At 58.6% G+C, this 21540-nt stretch carries 22 protein-coding genes; 5 read left to right on the forward strand and 17 right to left on the reverse strand.

Annotation, left to right across the window (positions count from 1 at the left end; all coding sequences use genetic code 11):
* Positions 1–487: 487 nt before the first annotated feature.
* On the reverse strand, positions 488–1084 hold the full coding sequence (gene msrQ, locus Q8K08_RS20270; RefSeq protein WP_304802242.1) for a protein-methionine-sulfoxide reductase heme-binding subunit MsrQ: 597 nt from the start codon (positions 1082–1084) through the stop codon (positions 488–490).
* Positions 1084–1986, reverse strand: coding sequence for a protein-methionine-sulfoxide reductase catalytic subunit MsrP (gene msrP, locus Q8K08_RS20275; RefSeq protein ID WP_304802243.1), 903 nt, complete (start codon positions 1984–1986; stop codon positions 1084–1086). The genes msrQ and msrP overlap by 1 nt, the downstream gene beginning before the upstream one ends.
* 180 nt (positions 1987–2166) lie before the next feature.
* Between msrP and Q8K08_RS20280 the strand changes: the two genes are divergently transcribed.
* Both Q8K08_RS20280 and Q8K08_RS20285 read left to right on the forward strand, forming a co-directional pair.
* Positions 2167–2616 (forward strand): DUF302 domain-containing protein, encoded by a 450-nt coding sequence (locus Q8K08_RS20280; RefSeq protein ID WP_305251554.1) that lies wholly within the window; start codon positions 2167–2169, stop codon positions 2614–2616.
* 180 nt (positions 2617–2796) lie between these two features.
* A complete protein-coding gene (locus Q8K08_RS20285; protein WP_305251555.1) occupies positions 2797–3282 on the forward strand; it encodes a fasciclin domain-containing protein in 486 nt (161 codons plus the stop codon).
* 62 nt (positions 3283–3344) lie between these two features.
* Here the strand turns inward: Q8K08_RS20285 and xylB are convergent, their stop codons facing one another.
* The 9 genes from xylB to Q8K08_RS20330 all read right to left on the reverse strand — a co-directional run bounded on the left by xylB (position 3345) and on the right by Q8K08_RS20330 (position 12710).
* Entirely contained in the window at positions 3345–4796 is a 1452-nt protein-coding gene (gene xylB / locus Q8K08_RS20290; RefSeq protein WP_304802168.1) for a xylulokinase, read from the reverse strand.
* Entirely contained in the window at positions 4797–6269 is a 1473-nt protein-coding gene (locus Q8K08_RS20295) for a mannitol dehydrogenase family protein (RefSeq protein ID WP_305251556.1), read from the reverse strand.
* Between the two features lie 46 nt (positions 6270–6315).
* Positions 6316–7026, reverse strand: a complete 711-nt coding sequence (locus Q8K08_RS20300; protein ID WP_305251557.1) for an HAD family phosphatase — start codon at positions 7024–7026, stop codon at positions 6316–6318.
* Positions 7027–7037: 11 nt separating this feature from the next.
* Entirely contained in the window at positions 7038–8099 is a 1062-nt protein-coding gene (locus Q8K08_RS20305) for an ABC transporter ATP-binding protein (protein ID WP_304802174.1), read from the reverse strand.
* Between the two features lie 12 nt (positions 8100–8111).
* The gene (locus Q8K08_RS20310; RefSeq protein ID WP_304802176.1) at positions 8112–9164 is read right to left on the reverse strand and encodes an NAD(P)-dependent alcohol dehydrogenase; all 1053 of its coding nucleotides are present in this window, start codon (positions 9162–9164) and stop codon (positions 8112–8114) included.
* 4 nt (positions 9165–9168) lie between these two features.
* Entirely contained in the window at positions 9169–9414 is a 246-nt protein-coding gene (locus Q8K08_RS20315; protein ID WP_304802178.1) for a DUF2160 family membrane protein, read from the reverse strand.
* Positions 9415–9424: 10 nt separating this feature from the next.
* Positions 9425–10261: a carbohydrate ABC transporter permease gene (locus Q8K08_RS20320; protein ID WP_304802180.1), complete on the reverse strand. Its 837-nt coding sequence runs from the start codon at positions 10259–10261 to the stop codon at positions 9425–9427.
* 4 nt (positions 10262–10265) lie between these two features.
* Positions 10266–11102, reverse strand: coding sequence for a carbohydrate ABC transporter permease (locus tag Q8K08_RS20325; protein WP_305251558.1), 837 nt, complete (start codon positions 11100–11102; stop codon positions 10266–10268).
* A 171-nt stretch (positions 11103–11273) separates the two neighbouring features.
* A complete protein-coding gene (locus tag Q8K08_RS20330) occupies positions 11274–12710 on the reverse strand; it encodes an ABC transporter substrate-binding protein (protein WP_305251559.1) in 1437 nt (478 codons plus the stop codon).
* Positions 12711–12933: 223 nt separating this feature from the next.
* Here Q8K08_RS20330 and Q8K08_RS20335 point away from each other — a divergent pair, with 223 nt between their 5' ends.
* The 3 genes from Q8K08_RS20335 (at position 12934) to Q8K08_RS20345 (ending at position 15457) form a co-directional block, all read left to right on the forward strand.
* The gene (locus Q8K08_RS20335; RefSeq protein WP_305251560.1) at positions 12934–13893 is read left to right on the forward strand and encodes a sugar-binding transcriptional regulator; all 960 of its coding nucleotides are present in this window, start codon (positions 12934–12936) and stop codon (positions 13891–13893) included.
* A gap of 73 nt (positions 13894–13966) precedes the next feature.
* Entirely contained in the window at positions 13967–14698 is a 732-nt protein-coding gene (locus tag Q8K08_RS20340) for an SDR family oxidoreductase (RefSeq protein WP_304800761.1), read from the forward strand.
* A 30-nt stretch (positions 14699–14728) separates the two neighbouring features.
* On the forward strand, positions 14729–15457 hold the full coding sequence (locus Q8K08_RS20345) for an SDR family oxidoreductase (RefSeq protein WP_305251561.1): 729 nt from the start codon (positions 14729–14731) through the stop codon (positions 15455–15457).
* Between the two features lie 40 nt (positions 15458–15497).
* Here Q8K08_RS20345 and Q8K08_RS20350 read toward each other — a convergent pair whose 3' ends face one another.
* From Q8K08_RS20350 to Q8K08_RS20375, 6 genes are read right to left on the reverse strand one after another with little or no spacing between them, the layout of a single operon-like run.
* Positions 15498–16232: a GolD/DthD family dehydrogenase gene (locus tag Q8K08_RS20350; protein WP_305251562.1), complete on the reverse strand. Its 735-nt coding sequence runs from the start codon at positions 16230–16232 to the stop codon at positions 15498–15500.
* A gap of 12 nt (positions 16233–16244) precedes the next feature.
* The gene (locus tag Q8K08_RS20355; protein WP_305251563.1) at positions 16245–17003 is read right to left on the reverse strand and encodes an SDR family NAD(P)-dependent oxidoreductase; all 759 of its coding nucleotides are present in this window, start codon (positions 17001–17003) and stop codon (positions 16245–16247) included.
* A 21-nt stretch (positions 17004–17024) separates the two neighbouring features.
* Positions 17025–18299 carry a class II D-tagatose-bisphosphate aldolase, non-catalytic subunit gene (locus Q8K08_RS20360; protein WP_305251564.1) on the reverse strand — a complete coding sequence of 425 codons (1275 nt, stop codon included), beginning with the start codon at positions 18297–18299 and terminating at the stop codon, positions 17025–17027.
* A complete protein-coding gene (locus tag Q8K08_RS20365) occupies positions 18296–19270 on the reverse strand; it encodes a sugar kinase (protein ID WP_304798059.1) in 975 nt (324 codons plus the stop codon). The genes Q8K08_RS20360 and Q8K08_RS20365 overlap by 4 nt, the downstream gene beginning before the upstream one ends.
* A 49-nt stretch (positions 19271–19319) precedes the next feature.
* On the reverse strand, positions 19320–20510 hold the full coding sequence (locus Q8K08_RS20370) for an ROK family protein (protein WP_305251565.1): 1191 nt from the start codon (positions 20508–20510) through the stop codon (positions 19320–19322).
* 41 nt (positions 20511–20551) lie between these two features.
* Entirely contained in the window at positions 20552–21481 is a 930-nt protein-coding gene (locus Q8K08_RS20375) for a sugar phosphate isomerase/epimerase family protein (protein ID WP_370870570.1), read from the reverse strand.
* Positions 21482–21540: the final 59 nt, after the last annotated feature.

Below are 21540 nucleotides of genomic sequence, written 5' to 3' on the forward strand. Positions count from 1 at the left end.
AAGCTTTCCCCAGGTCATCGGTCGGCAACCTTACGGTCACTCCCCTGCTGGGCAGATATGCTACGTGTTAGACGCCGATGCGTCCAAACCGCCCACATATCCCTTCATCACTTTCAATTTTCAAAGAGCAAGAAGACAAAACAAAATCGAGGCGCTAATCTCTTAGCGTTTCCCGAACCGCCGTATCTTCAGATTTTCAGGTTTTCCGCGTTTCCTTGTCGTCGCTTTCGCTTCGCTTCGTCTTCGCTTCCGTCCGTCACCGTCGCTGTTTCGCTTCGGTGAGGCGGTATTTACGGAGGGATGCCGGAACCCGCAAGAGGAAAAAGTGCAGACAGTCGCATTTTTTTCACAAAACTTGAAAATCGCACAAAATCTAGGGCTTGGTGAAACTTTCGCCACAAGGGACGCCGCACTGCGGCAACTTTCTTGCGCTTGCAGCATCCCCTTTCAGGCCCCACATGCAGCTAGGTGGCTGTTATCCACAGACTCATGCGCGGCTGACCTTGGGGAAACCCATACGAAGAAGCAAAAGACCCACCACAGCCGCCGCATATAGCAGCGGTTCAGTCGGCCAACCCTTCACCAGAATCACGAAATGCAGCGCGCCAGCCAAAGCCGCCACATAGGCCAGCCTATGCAAACGCCGCCATCTACCCGCCCCAAGTCGCCGGATTGCCCAATTGGTCGAGGTAACTGCCAGCGGAATCATCGCCAGCAGGCCCACCATGCCCAGGATGACATAGGGCCGCTTATAAAGGTCGCGCAGAATCTCGTCCCATCGCAGGCCCATATCCAGCACGACCCAGGCCAGAAAATGCATCCCTATATAGAAGAAGGCCATCACCCCCAGCGCACGACGGAATCGCAGCAGGTTCAGCCCGATCTTGCGCAAAGGCGTGATGCACAGCGAGGCCAGCAAAAACTGCAATCCCCACAGCCCAAGGCTCAGTTCGATCGCCTTGACCGGATCGGGGCCAAGGCGGTTGGTGGCTGCGGCCCAGACCAGCCAGAAAAATGGAATCAGCGCCGCCCCCCACACCACGGCTGTCGGCACCCGGCGGGCAAGGGCGTTGATCTTGTCCATCAATAATCTTTGGTCAGGTCCATACCGTCATACAGACCTGCCACCTGTTCGCCGTAACCGTTGAACATCAACGTATCCTCACGCCCGGCAAAGATGCCCGCCCCTACGCGGCGTTCGCTGGCCTGTGACCAGCGCGGATGGCTCACCCCTGGGTTCACGTTGCTGTAGAAACCATATTCGCGTGCGTTTTGCATGTTCCATGTGGTCTCGGGCTGGGTATCCGTCAGGCGGATGCTGACAATGGACTTGATCGACTTGAAGCCATATTTCCACGGCACCACCAGCCGGATCGGCGCGCCGTTTTGGTTGGGCATCGGCTCTCCATACAGACCCGTCGCCAGAATCGTCAGTGGATGCATCGCCTCATCCAGCCGCAAACCTTCGCGGTAGGGCCAGTCGAGGCTACGGGTCTTTTGTCCCGGCATCTCCTCGGGGCGCACCAGCGTCTCGAACGCCACATACTTCGCACCGGGCTGCACCCCGGCCTTGGCCAGCAGATGCCCCAACTCGAACCCGATCCATGGAATCACCATCGACCAGGCTTCCACACAACGAAACCGATAGATGCGTTCCTCCAGTGGGGCATCCCTTAGAATGTCGCTCAGATCATAGCTGCCGGGGCGGTCCACCATGCCGCCAATTTCCACCGCCCAAGGGTCGGTCGTCAGCAGCCGGGCGTTGCGGGCTGGGTCGCCCTTGTCCAGCCCGAACTCATAAAAGTTGTTGTACGTGGTGATCTCGGACAGCGTGTTTGGGGTGATGTCGGTAGAGAATGGGCTTTTCGCTGCTTCTATCTTTGCCAGCGCCGGAGTCGCCATCAGCGCCCCCGCCCCCGCCATCAGCTGCCGACGGTTTAACCATTGCGGCTTTGGCGTCACGTCTGACCAGTTCAATCCTAGCATGGCACCTGTCTCCCTTTGGCATTGGAATATAAGATGACGGGTCGGGCGCAAAAATCAAAGCAAAGCTGCTCACATTGCCGGGAAAGACCTGCGACAAGCCCGTCACCGCCCCACAACGTGGAAGTACATATTCACATAGGAATGTTTATGGTCCATGCTGCCCTGCAGGAGGAACTCATTATGTTACGCATTGCCACTCTTGCTTCCGCTCTCGCCTTGACTGTCGCCTTGCCGGTCACGGCCGAAACTGCGCCCGTCATATATACCGTCGAAGACTCGTTCGAGAACGTAACCTTTGCGGTTGAATCCGCCATCGTGGGCGCGGGTCTGGTGATCGACCATGTCAGCCACGTCGGCTCCATGCTGGAACGCACCCGCGCAGATGTCGGATCTGACACCTCGATCTTTACCGAGGCCAATATCTTTACCTTCTGTTCCGCCACCGTCAGTCGTGCGGTGATGGAAGCCGACATTGCCAATGTCCAGCACTGCCCCTACGGCATCTTCGTCTATGAGACCCCCGGTGCCCCCGGCACAATCACCGTAGGTCACCGCGCCTATGATGGCAGCATGGCCCCGGTCAACGACCTGCTGTCGGGCATCGTAAAGGGCGCGCTGGCCTCTGAATAAGGGTAACGCCCGATCACCAGCCATCACAGGTATTTGACTGGAAATCCAAAGTGCCCGGAGCTTAGTCGTCTATCGGCTCCGGGCAAGCCTGCCGCACAGAAATGTTGGCCTAATCTGATCGTCTTTCCGCCCCATATACAGCGGGCCAATCAAGGCGATGATCAAACGGGAGTGACACCAATGATCCGCAGAACCTTTCTTGCCATGACAACCGCCCTTGCCTTCGCAGCCCCAGCCTTTGCTGGCGGCCACGGACCCAAGGATATCGTCGACACCGCAGTCGGCGCAGGAACCTTCAACACACTGGTCGCCGCTGTAACCGCAGCCGGGCTGGTTGACACGCTCAAAGGCGAAGGCCCCTTCACTGTGTTCGCTCCAACCGATGAGGCGTTCGCCGCTCTGCCCGAAGGCACCGTCGACACCCTGCTGTTGCCAGAGAACCTGGAACAGCTGACCGCGATCCTGACTTATCACGTTGTGCCGGGCAAAGTCATGTCAACCGACCTGTCAGAGGGGCTGACCGCAGCCACCGTCAACGGCGCCGATGTCACCATCACGCTCGACGGCGGTGCCAAGGTCAACGGCGCCACCATCACCACCGCCGATATCGAAGCATCCAATGGTGTGATCCACGTGATCGACACCGTGATCATGCCGCCGATGTAATCGACGCATTCGACGGGGCGCGCACCTTGCGCGCCCCCCTTTACGAAATAGCCTCTACCAGATTACTGAACCGACCTGATCGCCGGATATGATGCGCGAAACGCGCTGTATTCCGCGTCAAATCTGGCCTGCAAATCGATATCCGGGTCGATCGTCTCCCCAATGCCGGGCATTTGCATCACCTGTTCCGGGTCTGCACCTGTTGCGGCACAGATCGCCAACCGCGCCGCACCCAAAGCTGCGCCAAATTCACCGCCAACCGGCAGGGAAAGCGGCATGTGCAGCACTGTGGCAATCAGCTTCAGCCAATAGTGCGATGCCGTGCCACCACCAATCGCGATCAGGTTCTCCACCGTAGCACCCGTTTCCTGCAGCGCTTCAAAACTGTCGCGCAGGCCAAAGGCAACCCCCTCAAGGACAGCGCGCGTAAGATCTTCGCGCGAGGTGGCAAGCCCCAACCCGGTGAAACTGCCGCGAATTTCAGAGTCGTTGTGCGGCGTCCGCTCGCCCGCAAGATAGGGCAGGAACCGCACCCTCGACGGCGCTTGCAGCGTTGGCCCCAAGGGCGCCGTCAGGCTTGCCGGTTTACTTTCGGTGATCCTGGCCAGCCAGTTGAGACTGTCGGTTGCAGCCAGCATCACCCCCATCTGATACCATCGTCCGGGGATCGCATGGCAAAAGGTGTGAACCGCCGTTTCCGGTGCCGGGCGATAGCCGTCACGGGCGGCGAGCAAAACGCCGGATGTGCCAAGCGACACAAAGCCCTGCCCTTGGCGTAACGCGCCGATACCACAGGCCGCTGCCGCATTATCCCCTGCGCCACCGGCGACTGATACCGGGCCGGAAAGACCCCAGGCGCGCAACACCTCGCTGCGCAACCTGCCCGCTTCCTGAGTGCCTTCAACCAGATCCGGCATCTGATCGCGGCGCATATGACCCGCAGAAAGCAATTGGTCTGACCAGTGCCGCCCACCAACATCAAGCCAGGAGGTGCCAGCGGAGTCGGACATATCCGCCACAAATTCCCCGGTCAGGTAGAAATTGAGATAGGCCGCCGGAAGCAGCACCTTTGCCACACGGGCGTGAACCTCTGGCTCGTTTTCTCGCAGCCATTCCAGCTTGGGCGCAGTGAAGCCCGGAAACACGATGTTCCCCGACAGCGCACGCACATCCACCATGACATCCAGTCGCGCCGCCTGCACATGCGATCGCATGTCATTCCACAGGATGCAGGGGCGCAGAACCTTGCTGTCCTTGTCCAGCAAGGTTGCGCCATGCATCTGGCCAGACACGCCGATCCCCCGAAGCTGCGCAAAATCAGGATAGTTTGTTCGCAGTTCTGCCACTGCTGCTTCCAGCGCGGCGATCCAGTCGGCGGGGTCCTGCTCGGACCAACCCGGAAAGCGGCGGCGCGCTTCATAGCTGCGCTCTGCCGCCCCAATGGGCCTGCCGTCTTCGCCTACCAACAAGGCGCGCAGCCCGGATGTGCCAAGATCTATTCCAAGAAAACTCATTTACCTGCCATCCAGATACCGTTGCACTGCGGCCTCCATGCCATCTTGATACATGATCGTCAGCCACTGATCGAATGCATCGGCAAACCGGGGCGCATCCGCCAGATCACCGTAGAACTGGCGTTGCTCCAGCCATGCGCGCGGATTGCGCCGGGCCTGACCTGCCGTTTCGGTCAGCATATCCCAGAACGGATCGTTTGGCGCGATTTTGCTACCATCATCGCGGGTACCTTCACACATCCTTGCCCAAGCCGCCTCAACCAGCGCCAAACCACGCACCGGGGCACCGGCGCGCAGACCATCACGCACCGTGGGCAAAACCATGCCAGGATGCCGGGACGACCCGTCAAACGCAACCCGTCGCACGGTATCGACGATCGCAGGATTGGCAAAACGACTGTCTATCAGGTCAACATATTGCGCAGGCGTCATGCCCGGAACTGGGATAACATGGGGGATGATCTCGTCTTGCGCAACCTTGCGGAACAGGGCGTGAATCGCCGGATGGGCCATCGTCTCGGAAATCGTGGTCAGACCCATCACCTCGGCCACGCTGGCAATAACCTGATGCCCAGCGTTCAGAATGCGGATTTTCTGCGCCTCATAGCCGTGCACATTGTCGGAAAACATTGCGCCAACCTTATCCCAATCGGGGCGGCCTGCGCAGAAATCATCCTCTATCACCCATTGGCGAAAGTTCTCATGCGTCACGGGCACGGCGTCATCGATGCCAAATCCCTGCGCCAGCGCCAGCTCTTTTGGCCCTGTCGCTGGCACGATGCAATCGACCATGGAATTCGGAAACGAACAATGTGCGTTGATCCAGTCGGCAAGGGCGGGGTCTGACAGCCGGGCCAGCGATACCACCGTTTGCCGCAAGATCGCGCCATTGCCTTGCAGGTTGTCACAGCTTTGCACGGTAAAGGGGCCGGTTCCCCCGTCGCGGCGCAGCCTCAGCGCAGCAACGATGGCCCCAAAGGCTGTGCGTGGCGTGGCAGGATTTGCGGCATCATGAACAATATCGGTGTGCGCGGCGTCAAAGGCTTTTGTCACCGGGTCGATGTAATACCCGCCCTCGGTCACGGTCAGCGAGACAATGCGGATCTGGGGGTCTGCCATTTCCCGGATCAGTGGTCCGTTGCCATCTGCAATCGGAACATAGCCGATCACAGAGCCTACCACCTCGGCAGAGGTGCCCGATGGGTCCAGTGCGATCAATGTTGTCAGAAAATCCTGCGCAACCAGCTTTTCGCGCTGCGCTGTATCATAGGCACGGACACCCGCACCGATAATCGCCCAATCCAGCGCAAGGCCCTGTTCCATCAGCCGGTGCAGATACCACGCCTGATGCGCGCGATGAAAATTGCCCATGCCGATATGAACGATGCCCGGCCGCAGCATTGCGCGATCATAGGTCGGCCGCAAAATCCCGTCGGGCAGCAGCGGAAGCGACGCGTTAGAAAGTTTGATCATCGACTGACCTCTGAAGTGTCGCGTTGTTTTGGGGCAGGCGCAAACATCATGGCAGGGTCACTTTGCGAACCAGCGCATCAAACGCTTCGCTAAGGTAATGAACCGTCTGAGCTGCGCCCGCCTCGCGCAAAATGACCGCATGATGAGACTCGCGTCCGATCAGATGGCTTCCACCTACGAACCCCACCGCGCGCATGCCAGCATCAACAGCGCCTTTGATTCCATGCGGTGAGTCTTCAAGGACAACGCAGTGTTGTGGTGCAACCCCCAGCCTTTCCGCCGCAAGCAGAAACACATCAGGCGCTGGCTTGCCACGGCTGACAAGATCGGCACTGAAACGATGCGTCGGGAAAAAGCGGTCCAGACCAGAATATTCCAACGTGCGGTCAAGCCGCCGGACCGACGCGCCAGAGGCAATCGCCACCGCAATTCCCGCCTTGGCAAGCGCGACCAGCAAGTCGTCTGCACCGTTGATCGGCTGAAGACCCGCCTTGTAAGCCTTGAACAGGCGCGTCTCCATACGATCAATGAAATCCGGCGGGCAGGGTCTGCCCAAGCGATCCTCCACATCCTGAATGATTCTGGACAGGGAAACCCCAAGGTATTTCTCGCCAACCTCTGCGGCTGTCGCGTTCAGAAGTCCCGCGTGGCGCATCTCAGCGGCCACCGCTTCAAGCGAAAGCGGTTCACTGTCGACAAGGCATCCGTCCATGTCGAAAATGACCGCCCTTACCTCTGGTCGCGGAGAAGGTTCCATGCCCGAAGCATTCAAATGCGCTTCTCCGTCTTGCGGTCGAACAGGTGAACATTGGCCGGATCAATGATAAAGCCAAGCTCGCTGCCGGGGCGCGCCGTGATACGCTCTTTCACCAGCGCGTCCATCAGGTCGTTGCCGGACCGGGCAAAAACCTGCGTTTCCGACCCCGTTGGTTCAATCACCACCACGTTCATTTTAACGCCGCCGTCGCCAATGGCGATATGTTCGGGCCGGATGCCATAGGTGACGACTTCCCCCTCGGCGGCGGTGGTGGCGGGTAAAGGCAGGGCCAGCCCATTATCCGAGACAAAGTGTTTTTGTCCGCCATGGGTCGCGATCTTGCCGTGCAGGAAATTCATCGACGGAGATCCGATGAAGCCCGCCACAAAAACATTGTCAGGATGGTCATACAGATCCAGCGGAGAGCCGACTTGTTCGACCCGGCCATCGCGCATGACCACGATCTTGTCGGCCATGGTCATCGCCTCAATCTGGTCATGCGTGACATAGACGATCGTTGTGCCAAGACGCTGGTGCAGTTCCTTGATCTCAAGCCGCATGGTGACACGCAGCTTGGCATCAAGATTGGACAGCGGTTCGTCGAACAGGAACACCTGCGGATCGCGCACGATGGCGCGGCCCATGGCCACGCGCTGACGCTGGCCGCCGGACAGCTCTTTTGGATACCGCTTAAGATATTTGCCAAGGTCGAGGACTTCGGCGGCCTTGGTGACCTTTTCCTCGACCTCATGCTTGGGGCGCTTGGCCATTTTCAACGGAAAGGCGATGTTGTCATAGACGGTCTTATGCGGGTAAAGCGCATAGCTTTGGAACACCATGGCGATATCGCGTTCCTTGGGCAGCACGTCGTTGACCACGCGATCCCCAATCGAAATAGTGCCACCAGAAATCTGCTCAAGCCCTGCCAACATACGCAGCAACGTGGATTTGCCGCATCCGGACGGGCCGACCAGCACAACGAATTCACCGTCTTCGATATCAACGCTGACGCCGTGCATGACTTGCACCGAGCCATAACGTTTGGTGATATCTTTGATTGTAACACTTGCCATTGATCTGGCCCCTTACTGTGGCAGAACGATCTGCATTTTCACGTCCGCCGGAGGGGCAGAGGCAGCGATTTCAAAAGCCTGCACGCTGTCGTTAAACGCAAAGGTGCGTGTGATAAGCGGCTTCACATCTATGGCGCCGGAACTGAGCATGCCAACACAGCGCGGAAACACATGGGCGTATCGAAAGATATTCTCCACCCGCGCCTCACGCACCATGGCCGCACCCGCATCGTATTGGATAGGGTCTGGCTGGCCGCCGATCATCACCACGCAACCACCCGGGGCGAGAGCTTCAAACACCGTTTTGGCGGCATGGGGCGAACCTGTCGCCTCAAACACAATGTCAGCGCCCCAGCCGTCGGTATCGCGGCGGATGATGTCGACAAGGTTTTCTGTCTTGGCGTTGACCGGAACAATGGCCCGGCTGAGCGACGCGGCGATGTCCAGCTTTTTCGGCGCAAGGTCGGTCACATAAACCCGTGCACATCCCGCCGCCAAAGCCGCAAGCGCCGTGACCAGCCCGATGGGACCAGCCCCCAACACCACAGCGTTGTCACCGGGCCTGACCCGCGCCTTGGTGGCGGCATGAACGCCGACAGCCAGCGGCTCCACCATCGCGGCCTCGGCAAAGCTGACATTGTCGGGCAGCTTGAAGGTGAACGCCTCGGGATGCACGCAGGTCGGCCGCAGGATGCCGTGAACCGGGGGGGTGGCCCAGAACCGCACGGCAGGGTCGATGTTATACATGCCCAGCCGTGTCGCTTTTGAATTGGGGTCGGGAATGCCCGGCTCCATACAGACACGGTCGCCTTCTTTCAGGGTGGTGACGGCTGTGCCCACCTCTGTCACCGTGCCAGATGCTTCGTGGCCGAGGATCATCGGCGCATCGACGACAAAATGCCCGATGCGACCATGGGTATAATAATGCACGTCTGATCCGCAAATGCCGACGGTGTGCAGCTTGATCCGCACATCATGGGGTCCAAGCGTTTCTTCCACACGGTCAATTGCCGGAAAGTCCCGCAAGCTCAGGTCGTTTTTCTTTTCAAGAACAAGCGCTTTCATCCGACTATCCTTTCCTGATGATCCAGACAGCCAAGCCCAGTGCAATGGCATTGGAAATCCAGATTGATAAGCCCATCGGCTCTATGAACCGAAACCAGAACAGCGACAGCGCGACCCAGATCACCACGGATATGAACAGCCGATCGAACCAGTTGGTTTCGATGGGCAGAAAGCCGGGCTTTTCGACAGGCAGCTCTACCGGTTCCTCTTCGGCAAGATGAACCGAGGCGAGTGGCGTTTCTTTTGACATGGGTATGCCCTTATCCTTTCACTGCGCCAAAGGTCAGACCGGCCACGATATGCTTTTGCACCATGCTGAACACGATCAGCGCCGGGATCAGGGTAAAGACAGAGATGGTCGCCATGATGCCCCATTCGGTGCCGGTGCTGGTCACATATTCCGACAGGCCGGTCGTCAGCGTGCGGGCGTTAAAGTTGGTGAGTGTGGCTGCCAGCAGGTATTCGTTCCACGCAAACACCCATGTCAGGATGAAGGTCACGGCCAGACCGGGGCGGCACAGTGGGAAGATCACTTCGGTAATCACCTGCCAGGGTGAGGCACCATCGACAAAGGCAGCCTCATCCAATTCCTTTGGTATGCCCTCAAGTGTGGGGCGCAGAGTCCAGATCGCGAAGGGCAGGTTAAAGGTGCAATAGACCAGAATCATCCCGATCCTTGTGTCCAGCAGACGCCATTCGCCAATGGTGTAAACCTGCGTCATCAACAAAAACAATGGCAGCAGGAACACGGCCGGAGGGGCCATGCGGTTGGTGATGGTCCAGAAAAAGATCGACTCTTTGCCTGCCATGTTGAAACGCGATAGCGCATAGCAGGCAAAGAACCCCAGAATGGTGCAAAGCACCGCGTTGCCTGTTGAGATGATGATCGAATTCAGCATGTAGCTGCGCAACAGCCGGTCGCCCCAGACCTTTGCATAATTGCCCCAGAACGGATCGGTGACCCATAGATCAGGGGTTGAGAACAGTTGCACCGCAGGTTTGACCGAGATGACGAACAGCCAATAGATCGGGAACAGCGTCAGAAAGCTGACGAGGCTCCAGAAAACAAGGCCGATGATCGGGTTTTGCTTTCTCATCGGCTTAGCCCTTTCTGCTGTTTCTTGGCGCAAGCATGGTCACATACAGCAGCCAACAGGCGACAATGGTAAGGTAAAGGACGATGACCGAAATCGTGGAGCCATAGCCGTAGTTTGTCTTTGGAAACACCTCTTTGAAGATATGCACCCCAACGAACCGCGTCGCAGAACCGGGGCCGCCGCCGGTCAGCATCCAGACCTCATCCACCGTACGAAGGGCGTCCATCAGGCGGATGAAAACGGTGGCCACGACCGCCGGCGCAATCATCGGCAAGGTGATGTGCCAAAAGATCTGTCGCTTGTTCGCGCCGTCAATCTGGGCTTGCTCGAACGGGTCGGCGGGCAGTGACACAAGGGCCGCAATCAGCGTTAGCGTGACCAGCGGTGTCCAGTGCCAGATATCCATGATCACGATCGTGGTGAAGGCCGCTGCGGGTGAGGTGCCGATGTTCACAGAGATGCCAAACCAAAGGTTCAGGTAATGCGGGATAATGCCGATAGAGGGGGTCATCATCAGCTTCCAGACTGACCCCACAATGATCGGAGCCATAATCAGCGGCAGGGTGTGAATGGTGCGGAAAAAGGACTTGCCTGGAAAATCGCGCATAAAAGCCTGGGCAAGAAAATAACCGATTATAAGCTCAGACACGACGGCAAAGAACACAAACATGACCGTAACACCGACCGAGTTCAGGAACGCCGCATCAAAGACAATTTTACGGAAATTGTCGGCGCCGTTGAACACCATCGTCGGATCGACGGCAAAGGGGTTCCATTGATGGAATGAAACCCACAGCACATAGACAAATGGCAAAACCCCGAAAAAGAACAGGATGACCATTGTTGGTGCCAGCAAGATCCATCCAAGTCTATTGGATTGCACGGCGTTGCCCCCCTTAAAGGTAATCAGTTAGCGTAACGCATATACCAACCGATCCGCGATCAGGTGGCAAGTTCTGGGCCGCCGCCCTGCGTAAAGCGGCGGCCCATCGACCCGGCAGGGAGCGTCCGCTTACTTGCGGTAGCCGAGTTCGGTCAGGGTCTGCTCGGTGATCACCGCTATCTGGTCAAGCCCGTCCGACGCGCTGAGTGCGCCGGTCAGGATCTCAAAGAACGTCGGTGCAGTCGCTTCACGCAGTTGGGCATGGAACGGATACGGAGGCGCACCGGCAAACAGATAGCCCTTGTCCTTCAGCATGTCATAGTAACCGCCCAATTCGGTGTTCATGGCGATAACTTTCGGATCGTCATAGGTGGCTGTGTTGGTCACGCGCGGCGCGGCAACGGCCCAGTCAGGCTGCACTTCGTTCTGGCCGATGTACTGAAGGAACAGTGCCGCGGCTTCCTGATTTTTGGATGTCGCAGGCAGACCGAAAGCGCCACCGTCATAATAGCCGATATACCCGTTACCGGCTTCTACTTCAGCCAGAACACCTTCGGCCAGCGGCGGAAGCGCCACGCCGACCTTGCCGACAACCAGCGACTTGTCTTTGTCAGCCGCGATCCAGCCCGCGTTTTCGCCATAGATCAGACCCTGTGCCGCGCGACCCGCGCCAAAGGTTGTGCCAGTCTCGGTCCAGGTTGACTGATCGGTTTCTGGCGGCGCGTATTGGCGCAGATCAAGCCACCACTGAAGCGCCTCCTTGGCGGTATCTGAATTCATCTGGCCGCCACTTTCCACCGATGCGGCGTAGTTGTTGCTGGCGTCGATGCCCCAGTTGTAGATCCCAAAGGTTGGAGCAACGGATTCGTAGTATTCATACCAAGATGCCGGGTGACCGGTATGGCCCTGAACGGTGGTGCCCCACAGCGCCAAGCCATTTGCCTGCCCATATTCGTAGAAGAACTTGGCGATTTCAGTATAGTCGGCGTGGGTGGTTGCAGGTGCCAGGTCTTTGCCGGTCTGTTCTTTGAAGGCGGCCTGAATGGCCGGATCGCCGAACAGGTCGGTGCGGTAAAGGTAAATCTTGATAAAGGCTTCCATCGGCACGCCATAAAGGTTGCCTTTTTCATCCTTGAAGTAGTCGGCGAAGGTGGTGAAATTCGCCTCATCATAGGTGGCGGCTTTCAGCTGGGGATTGGCCGCCAACAGTCCGCTCAGGTCGGTCAGGAAATTGCGTGACAGGTAGGAATAGATGATGTCCTGCTCGATATAGACCATGTCATAGATGCCGGTTCCGGCTTCCATGTCCTTGATCGCTTTGTCGAACATCTGGTCCCACGACGTGGTTTCCACGTCGACGCGGATACCGGTCAGTTCCTCAAATTGCGGGGCCAGCACTTCGCGGATGAAAAGTGACGGCGGCGACGATTCCGTCACGCCGCGCAGCGTTACGCCTTGATATGGTTCGGCCGCTTTTTTCCACCAGTCCGCATCCTGCGCGAAGCCCGCAGACGCGGCAAGGGTCAGCGCCAGCACCGAAGTGCCGAGCTTGAGAGCAAAGTTCATTTGGGTCTCCTCCCATTTATTTTTGCAGGAGCGGACGGCGAGCCAAACGTTCTCCCACGGTCGAATCGCGTCATCCCCTGCACTCAAAATGCATATGTATGACACTCCATGCAAGTGCATTTTTTCACCTGTATGGCTTGCAATACACTTGTGAGGCATGCCACGGTTGATATAACGATCTGGCTGTAACGGGGCGCAGTCAGCCGCCTTGGGAGGAATAGAAATGCCACGCGAACCTGTGGCGGACGGCGAGGAGTTCATCGCTGAAGTCTGCTGGCACTACTACGTGAACGAAATGACCCAAGCAGAGATTGCCCGGATCATGGACGTGACCCGGCTGCGGGTGAATCAGGCAATCCAGCGCGCCAAGGCGCTGGGAATCATCAAGATTCAGATCGAATCCCCATTTCTGCCCCGGTTTGAGCTGCAAAAGCGCTTGGTGGATGAGTTGCAAATCAAACGTGCTGTGATCTGCCCCGCAAATCACAATGACTACGAGTTTCATCGAAGCGTAGGCGCGGCCCTTGCCGAACATCTGACTGAACGGCTGCGCACCTCCGAATGGAAATCCTTTGGTGTGTCCTGGGGCCTGACGCTGGACTCTGCCATCCGAAAACTGCAACGCCAAACCCATCCTGATCTGGAAGTCGTGTCGATTCTGGGCGGGACCGCGCAGGGGTCAACTTTCAATTCCTTTGGCATTGCTTCAGGTTTTGCTGATGTTCTGGGCGCGCATTACTCCATTCTGACAGCCCCGATCTATCTATCCGCAGGAATAGATCGCGACGTGTTCCTGTCGCAGTATTCCTTGCAAGAGCATTTCAAGAAGTTCGAAACGCTGGATGCGGTTTTGCTGACCTGTTCCAACGTGTCCGAAAAGTCCTTTCTGGTGTCGCATGGGCTGCCGCAAGGGCTGACGGTAGAGACGCTAAAGGCCTCAGGGGCGATTGGCGATGTGCTTGGCCAGTTCCTGGACAAAGACGGCAACTCTGTCTCGAGGGCGATTGACGACCGGGCTATCGGCATGCCGCTGGCCATGGTGCTGGATGTGCCTGAAAAGATCCTCTCTGCCGCCGGCCCTCACAAGGTGGAAATCATTCGCGCGGCCTGTCAGCGCGGGCTGGTGGATACATTGATCACAGATGATGTGACCGCCGAACTGCTTCTGACCCCGATCGGTTAAGGCCAACATTTGCACCTTCCGCAAAGTCTTCGCCGCAATCGGGCACCCTTTGCAACCCACGAAAGACCCGCCAATGAATCAGCAATTCGCAGGAAAAACCGTCATCATCACTGGCGCGGGTAAAGGCATCGGTCGGGCCTGCGCGCAGATCATGGCCGCACGCGGCGCGAGTGTGATCGCAATGGCGCGCACGCAGGCAGATCTTGATGCCCTTGCGGCCGAGTTCGGGGCCAAGGGGATTGCGGTGGACCTTGCAGACAGCCCCGCAGCCCGCGGCGCGATGAAGGCAGCAGGACCAGCCGACTTTCTGATCAATTGCGCCGGAACCAACGTTCTGGAATCTGTGCTGGACATGACAGAAGATGGGTATGAGGCCGTCATGGGGATCAACCTGCGCGCCGCCCTGATCTGCGCGCAGGAATTTGCACGCGCACGCATTGCGGCTGGCGGGGGCGGCGCGATCATCAACGTTACCTCGATTGCCGGGCATCGCGGCTTTCAGGATCATATGGTCTATGCCGCCTCCAAAGCAGGGCTGGAGGGCGCAACCCGTGTGATGGCCAAAGAGCTGGGGCCGCATGGCATCCGCGTCAATGCCGTCGCCCCCACCGTCACCATGACCGAACTTGCCGCCGCTGCTTGGTCGGAACCCTTCCGAAAAGACCCGATGATGGCCCGCCACCCCCTTGGCCGCTTTGCCGAAGTTGAGGACGTGGCCCGCACCATTGCCATGCTGCTGTCAGACGATGCCCCGGTCATCACCGGGGCCGTGCTGCCGATTGACGGCGGTTTTCTCGCAGTTTGACCAAATACACATTCACCCGGAGGAAAGACGATGACCCAATCCCTGACCGGCAAAGTGGCTGCCGTGACCGGTGCCGCTTCTGGCATTGGCCTTGCAACCACGCGCGCCCTGCTGAACGCGGGCGCCAAGGTTGTGATGGTTGATTACAATGCGACCGCGCTTGAAAAGCTGACGGCCGAACTTGGCCCTAACGCGATTGCGCAGCAGACCAACCTGCTGGACGTAAAAAGCTGCGCCGCCATGGTGCCCGAGATACTGGCAAAGGTGGGACAGATCGACATTCTGCACTGCAACGCAGGCAGCTATATCGGCGGCGATCTGATCGAGACGGACACCGATACAATTGACCGGATGCTGAACCTGAACGTCAATGTGGTGATGAAAAACGTCCGCGACGTGATCCCGCACATGCAAGAGCGCGGCACGGGCGATATCATTGTGACCGCTTCGGTCGCCGGACATATGCCCATACAGTGGGAGCCGGTCTATTCGGCGTCAAAATGGGCGATGACCTGTTTTGTTCAGACAATGCGGAGGCAGTTGAACAAGCACGGAATCCGCGTCGGGCAGGTTTCGCCGGGGCCCGTGATCTCGGCGCTGCTGGCGGATTGGCCCGAAGAAAATCTGCGCAAGGCCAAGGAGGCCGGCGCGCTGATGGACCCCGAAGAAATTTCGGATGCGATCATGTATATGCTAAGTCGCCCGCGCACGGTGACGATCCGCGATATGGTGATTCTGCCGACCAATTTTGACATTTGAATCACTTTTGGCGGCCAGATCCACTGGCCGCCACACTCGCCTAACGGATGGTATATCCCCCATCCAGCACCATGTTTTCACCGGTCACGATGCCTGCCTGTGCCGACGCAAGGTAGAACGCCGCATGCGCGATTTCCGCGGGCTTTGCAAAGCGCCCGACCGGGATTTCGGCCTTGGCGCGCGCGCCCTTTTCACCCGCCCAACCGACAAGTGCCATCGGCGTTTCAACCACCGTGGGCGAAATCGCATTCACGGTGATGCCATACCTTGCCCATTCCAAAGCCAGCACCTTCGTCAGACCGATCAGCCCAGCCTTGCTGGCCCCATAAGCCGCATGTTCCGCAATCGCGACCATCCCGGCTTGCGATGCGATGTTCACAATGCGCCCACGCCCCGAGGCTTTCAAAAACGGCAGCGCCGCCGCCGCCATCAACCACGGCGCACGCAGGTTTATGGCTTGGGTGCGGTCCCAATCCTCGACCGATAGCTGCTCTGCCGGGGCAACGATGCCAAGACCTGCGTTGTTGATCAGCACATCAATGCCCATTTCTGTGCCGACCCTTGCCGAGACGCGGGCGATATCTTCGGGCTGCGACAGATCGCAGATCCATGCCCGGTGCCGTGCGCCAAGGCGGGCCGCAAGTGGCGCGGGGTCGGTGATGTCGATAAGCGCCAGACGTGCGCCAGCAGCCGCAAACAGTTCTGCCATGGCGGTGCCAATGCCGCCCGACGCCCCGGTGATCAGAACGCTGCGGTCCTTAAGGTCAGCCGTCATCACGATCCCCTTTCAATGCGTTGTATACCCACCATCAGCGGTCAAAACTGTGCCCGTCACATAGCTGGACGCGGGCGCGCACAAGAACAGGGCGCAATTGGCCATCTCCTCGGGTTGCCCGAACCGGCCCATTGGGGTGTTTTCGGTCCACACCTTGTTCCACGCAGCGTTGGCAATGCCGCCCTTTGTCATGTCGCTGACCACATAGCCCGGTGCCAAAGCGTTCACGCGGATGCCGCGGCTGGCGTATTCAAAGGCCATCACACGGGTCATCTGATGAACTGCCGCCTTTGAGGCGTTATAGGCCACCTGAAGCTGCGGTTGGTTCGCCACTTCGGCCGAAATAGAGCCTATGTTCAGGATAACGCCCGACTGCTTTTTCAACATTGGCTTGATCGCCGCCCGAGCGATGCGAAAAGGCGCGACAAAGTTCGTGTCGTTGATCGCCGCAAGACGCGCATCGTCGAAGTCGTGAAAGTCACCGCTGTCGGCAATCCCCGCATTGTTAACCAGAATGTCCAGCCCGCCAAACCGGTCAAGCGTTGCGGCAACGATCCGCTCTGGCGTGGCGGGATCAGTGACATCACCCGCGACCCAAGCAGCACAATCGTTGGCGCAAAGTTCCTGCGCGTCGGCGGTCAGACTGCGACCTGTCACCATGACCTTGGCCCCGGCCTCGACAAAAAGCCGGGCGATGGCAAGACCTATGCCCCGGTTGCCGCCAGTGACCAGAGCCACCTTTCCATCCAGACGAAACTGTTCCAATGCCATAGCTGCCTCCTTTTGCAGTGTTCAGTTTTTGAGATTGCAGGCTGCGTGATAGCTGCAAAGGCTTTGCGTCACCCGCCAGATCAGCAAAGCCTCAGGGTCAAGCGGCGCATCTGCAAACCCAGCAGCGGCTGGCCAATGTTGCCAGAACAGCGGCAAAGGAACCGATCGTCCCTGCAACGCAGCGATCAGCCGCTCAACCGCACCTCTGGCTGCATCATTCACCCAGTAGTAACGAATGCGGTCAGACAGCGAGTAATGCCGCAACAACGCCTGCTCAGCGGAATCGCCGGCATAGTGGCGATCCCATTGACCGGGGTCTGCCAGCATGATCCGTTCCATCTCGGTCTTAAGCGGTCGGTCGCCATACCCCGGCACCAGATCAGAGGCGATCAGATCCAGCGCATAAAGCGCCTCACGCAGAACAAATGTCAGCTCTGGTCCGACTTTCAGAATGGCAAAGCCATCTTGGACCAGTTCCGAAAGCGGCGCAGTTCCCTGATAGTCGGTGGAATGCGCTTCGAATACCAAACCGTCTTCGCCATCCAGAACCCGGACCAGCGGTTGTGCTTTGTCGCGCAGATAGCGCACCACGTTATGATTGCCGAACTCCACCCCAGGCTGCACAACAATGCCGATCACCCGGTCAAAGGCATCGCCCAGACCCGCCGCGTTGAAGCAATCCCGATGCACGGCGATGGTCTTTCGGGCCGCGTCGGGGTCGGTCGGCGGCACATCTCGCAACGCGTGATCGGCCCCACCAGGGGGGGGGACTTCAGTGCCGATGACATAGCGGGGCAGATCGCCGCCCTGATCGCGCGCAATCCGTTCGGCAACGGCGGCCAGACGCACCGCACGCGCGGCAGTTGCGGCATCATCCAGTGCCAAAGGCTCGCCCGCGCATCCCATCGACGCATCAAGGTGGATCTTGCGAAACCCGGCAGCGACATAGGCTGCCACCATCTTCTCGGCTTCAACCAGCGCCGTTTCGGCTGACTGATCCCGCCACGGATTCGGGCCAAGATGATCACCACCCAAGATAACACGATCCATCGGGCAGGATTCGTCGCCCGCAATCCGCTCCACCAAGGCCACAAAATCAGCCGGGCGCATCCCGGTATAACCGCCCAGATGGTTGACCTGATTACAGGTGGCCTCAATCAGAACCATCGACGACGTCGCCGCGCCGTGACGCAACGCTGCGCGCAACACGACCGGATGCGCGGAACAGACCGAGGTGATCCCCCGTGGCATGCCGCTCACCCGCCAGGCAACAAGCTGATCCAGATAGCCGCTCATTCGCCAAGCCTTTTCGCTGAAAGGATAAATGCATCAAGATCTTCGCGCGACCCGGCCCCTTCCATTGGGCCAAGCCGCGTCACGTTTCTGGCCCCGGCGGCACAGCCATAGGTCAGCGCCTGCTGCACAGGCATACCCAGCCTGCGACAGGTCAGATAGGCCCCGCCAAAGCAGTCACCTGCCCCGGTCGGGTCCACCTCATTCACGGCAAAAGCGGCGGCATCGGTGCGGCTGCCATCGCGTTCAAAACACGTCGCGCCCTTTGCGCCGCGCTTCAACACGATCTCGGACACACCCTTTTCGAACAGACGCGCAACAGCCTTGGCTTCGCCCTCGGTGCCAGCCGCAAGTTCCAGTTCTTCGCCAGATGGCAGCAGCAGATCAGACATTTCGACCAGCCGCACAAAGCGGGATCTGGTCGCATCATCGTATTTCAACTCCTTGCGCAAATTCGGATCAAGCGACACCGACCCACCGCGGCCCTTGATACTCTGCGCGGCCTTTTCGATAACGTCCCAAGCGTTGGGCATCGACAGGGCCGACCCCATGACATGCAAATGTCCCGCACGATCCACAACATCCGCCACCTGTCTGCTCCATCCAAAGCGTGCCGCAGCCGAAGTGGCGATGTTGAACACAAAATCACGCGCACCATCAGCACGGTATCGGACAAAGGCACTGCCGGTCGGCATGAAAGGGTCTATCGCGATGGCCGAAATATCGACCCCATCGCGGCGCAGACGGTCAAGATTGACGCGTCCGAAATCGTCATCCCCCACCGCACCGATCATGGCCGCCGCCCCACCGATGCGGCCGCATTGGTCAATAAAGATCGCGGGCGCACCGCTTGGAAACGGGCCAATCAGGGGCTGGGCCTCACGAAATCCGGTCCCGATCGTGGTGGCAACAATCTCGACCAAAATTTCGCCGACACAAACGGTCGGCCCCAATGCGTCGGGCGCGACACTCATCAAATTCTCCCTGCCAGTGATTGTGCCTGTCGCACCCCAACGCCAGACATCATTTCGGCCCTCGCAGATGCATCTCGTTCTCTAGCGACAAAAACCGTTGATGCAGCATACAGGCAGCCCCAAAGGCAGCCCCACTTTCCGCAGATTTATGCACAACAATCTTCGGGCAGGGAAAGGTGCGTGCTTGCAGTTCCCCCATGCGGTTCAAAACCTGTGTCGCGACCATCGGATACAGCGCCGCAAGTCCACCCCCCAGCACGACCCGGTTCGGATCAAGCAGGCGGCAGGCCGACACAATGGCCTGTGCCAGATCTTGCGCCCAGTCTGAGGCGATGGCCACGGCCTGCGGATCAGACCGCTGAACGGCGTTCAGAAAGGATCGGATGGATACGGGCACGCCACCGTTTGCCACGCGATACCTCTGCAAAAGGTGATCCCGGCCCAGAACCTCCTCCAATTCGGCACCGTCGCGAATATGCATGTGGCCGATCTCTCCAGCCAGCCCATGCCCCCCCCGGTAAAGCTTGCCATCAATGACAATACCCCCACCGACCCCGGACTCAAGGACCATGAACAGCGTCACGCCTGCCCTGTTGGCCCGGTCACAATAACTTTCGCCAAACGCAAATGCATTCGCATCATTCTCAATCATAACCGGGAATTCAGAGCGCAGGGCAAGGTCCACGAGGGACCGCAAATCCTCATTTTCCCAGCCCAGCAACGGCGCCGTGTGTATCAGACCGGCTTCTTCGATCTGCGCCGGGACGGCAAGGCCAAAGCCTTCAACACTGTCGCGCAAGTCTTGCGGCATCCCGTCAAAGGCCTGCGCAACGGCCTGCTCAACCGCGATGGCCACTGGCACTGACCGGCCATCAAAAGGCTCGATCCGACAGTGCGAATAGGTACCCTTCAGATTCATCCGCAGGGTCGTGATATGTTCCACCCCAATTTCCACCCCCACAAAACAGGCGGCGTCCGGTTGCAGTTCCAACCGCACACCGGGCCGGCCTGCCCGCACAGGCGTGTCCGTTTGGGGTGCAGTGTCGGGCACTTCGCGGACCAGATCACTTGCCAGCAACTCTGCAATGATATGCCCGGAAGATGATCGGTTCAGACCAAGATGCCGCGCCAGCGCCGCGCGGCTTAGCTGCCCCTGATCGAACAGAGCCTGAAGCGCCGCAACCACATTGCTATGCCGGATCAGGCGCGGCGCGCCGCCAGAAAGATCAGCTTTTGTCATGTCGACCCGTGTCTACCCAGCCCATGAAATGCCCTGCCCGGTCAGACCTGCGCATTGATACGCGCGCGCATGACAGCCTCAGCCCAGCGCTGTTCGATGAACTGGCGCGCATGGGCGGCCAGTGGGTTGTTGTCATCCCATGTGTCGCGCCAGATCCCGCAGGCCAGCGACAGACCTTCATCGACAATCGCCTTGGAGAAGCTTTCGAACACGATATCGCGGTCATGAAACCCGATCTCGACAAGGGCATCAAAAATTGCCGGAAAGTCGATTGTGCCAGTGCCAAGATAACCACGATAGTTTTCGTTAAAGTGGAAATACGCCAGTTTGTCGCCTGCCATGCGGATGGCAGCCGCCGGGCTGGCTTCTTCGATATTCATGTGAAACGTATCGAGATGCAGGAACACATCATCGCGCCCTGTATCTTTCAAGAATTGCATCCCCTGCGCGGTGGTGTTCAACAGGTTCGATTCGAAGCGGTTGACCACCTCCAGAACAATCTGGACGCCGCAATCTTTGGCCAGTTCTGCCGTGGCAGCAATCGCCTCTGCGCTGTTCATCCAACCGGCCTGCGTGGGCATCCGGTCATACTTGCCGTGCATGGAATACAAAATGCCGCCCAGACGAATGCCACCGATATCTCGCACGGCCCTGACCGCATCGGCCAACATCGCCGTACCCTTTGCAACCACTGCGCTGTCTTCGCTGGACACATCGGCATCGTGGGGCAACCCCATGGTGACGACAATCTCTATGCCTAGCGACTGCGCCTTGCGTGCCAGACGATCAAGATCAAACCGTTCAGGCCGCAAATAGGCAAATTCGATCATGCGATATCCATGCTCGGCCGATTTCTCAAGCGCGGACTCCAGCCCGCTTTGCGTGTGTCCATTCGTCCAGACAAATGAATGTATCCCAAGCCGGCGCATGATTTCCCCCCTCGGAATCGGATCATCCGGCAAGCGTATCATATTTGTTGTGGCGCACAACAAATATGAAGCTCCGTTCTGTATTGGGGCCACTGACCGAC

It is taken from the genome of Pseudotabrizicola sp., from assembly GCF_030684215.1.
Lineage (GTDB): Bacteria > Pseudomonadota > Alphaproteobacteria > Rhodobacterales > Rhodobacteraceae > Pseudotabrizicola.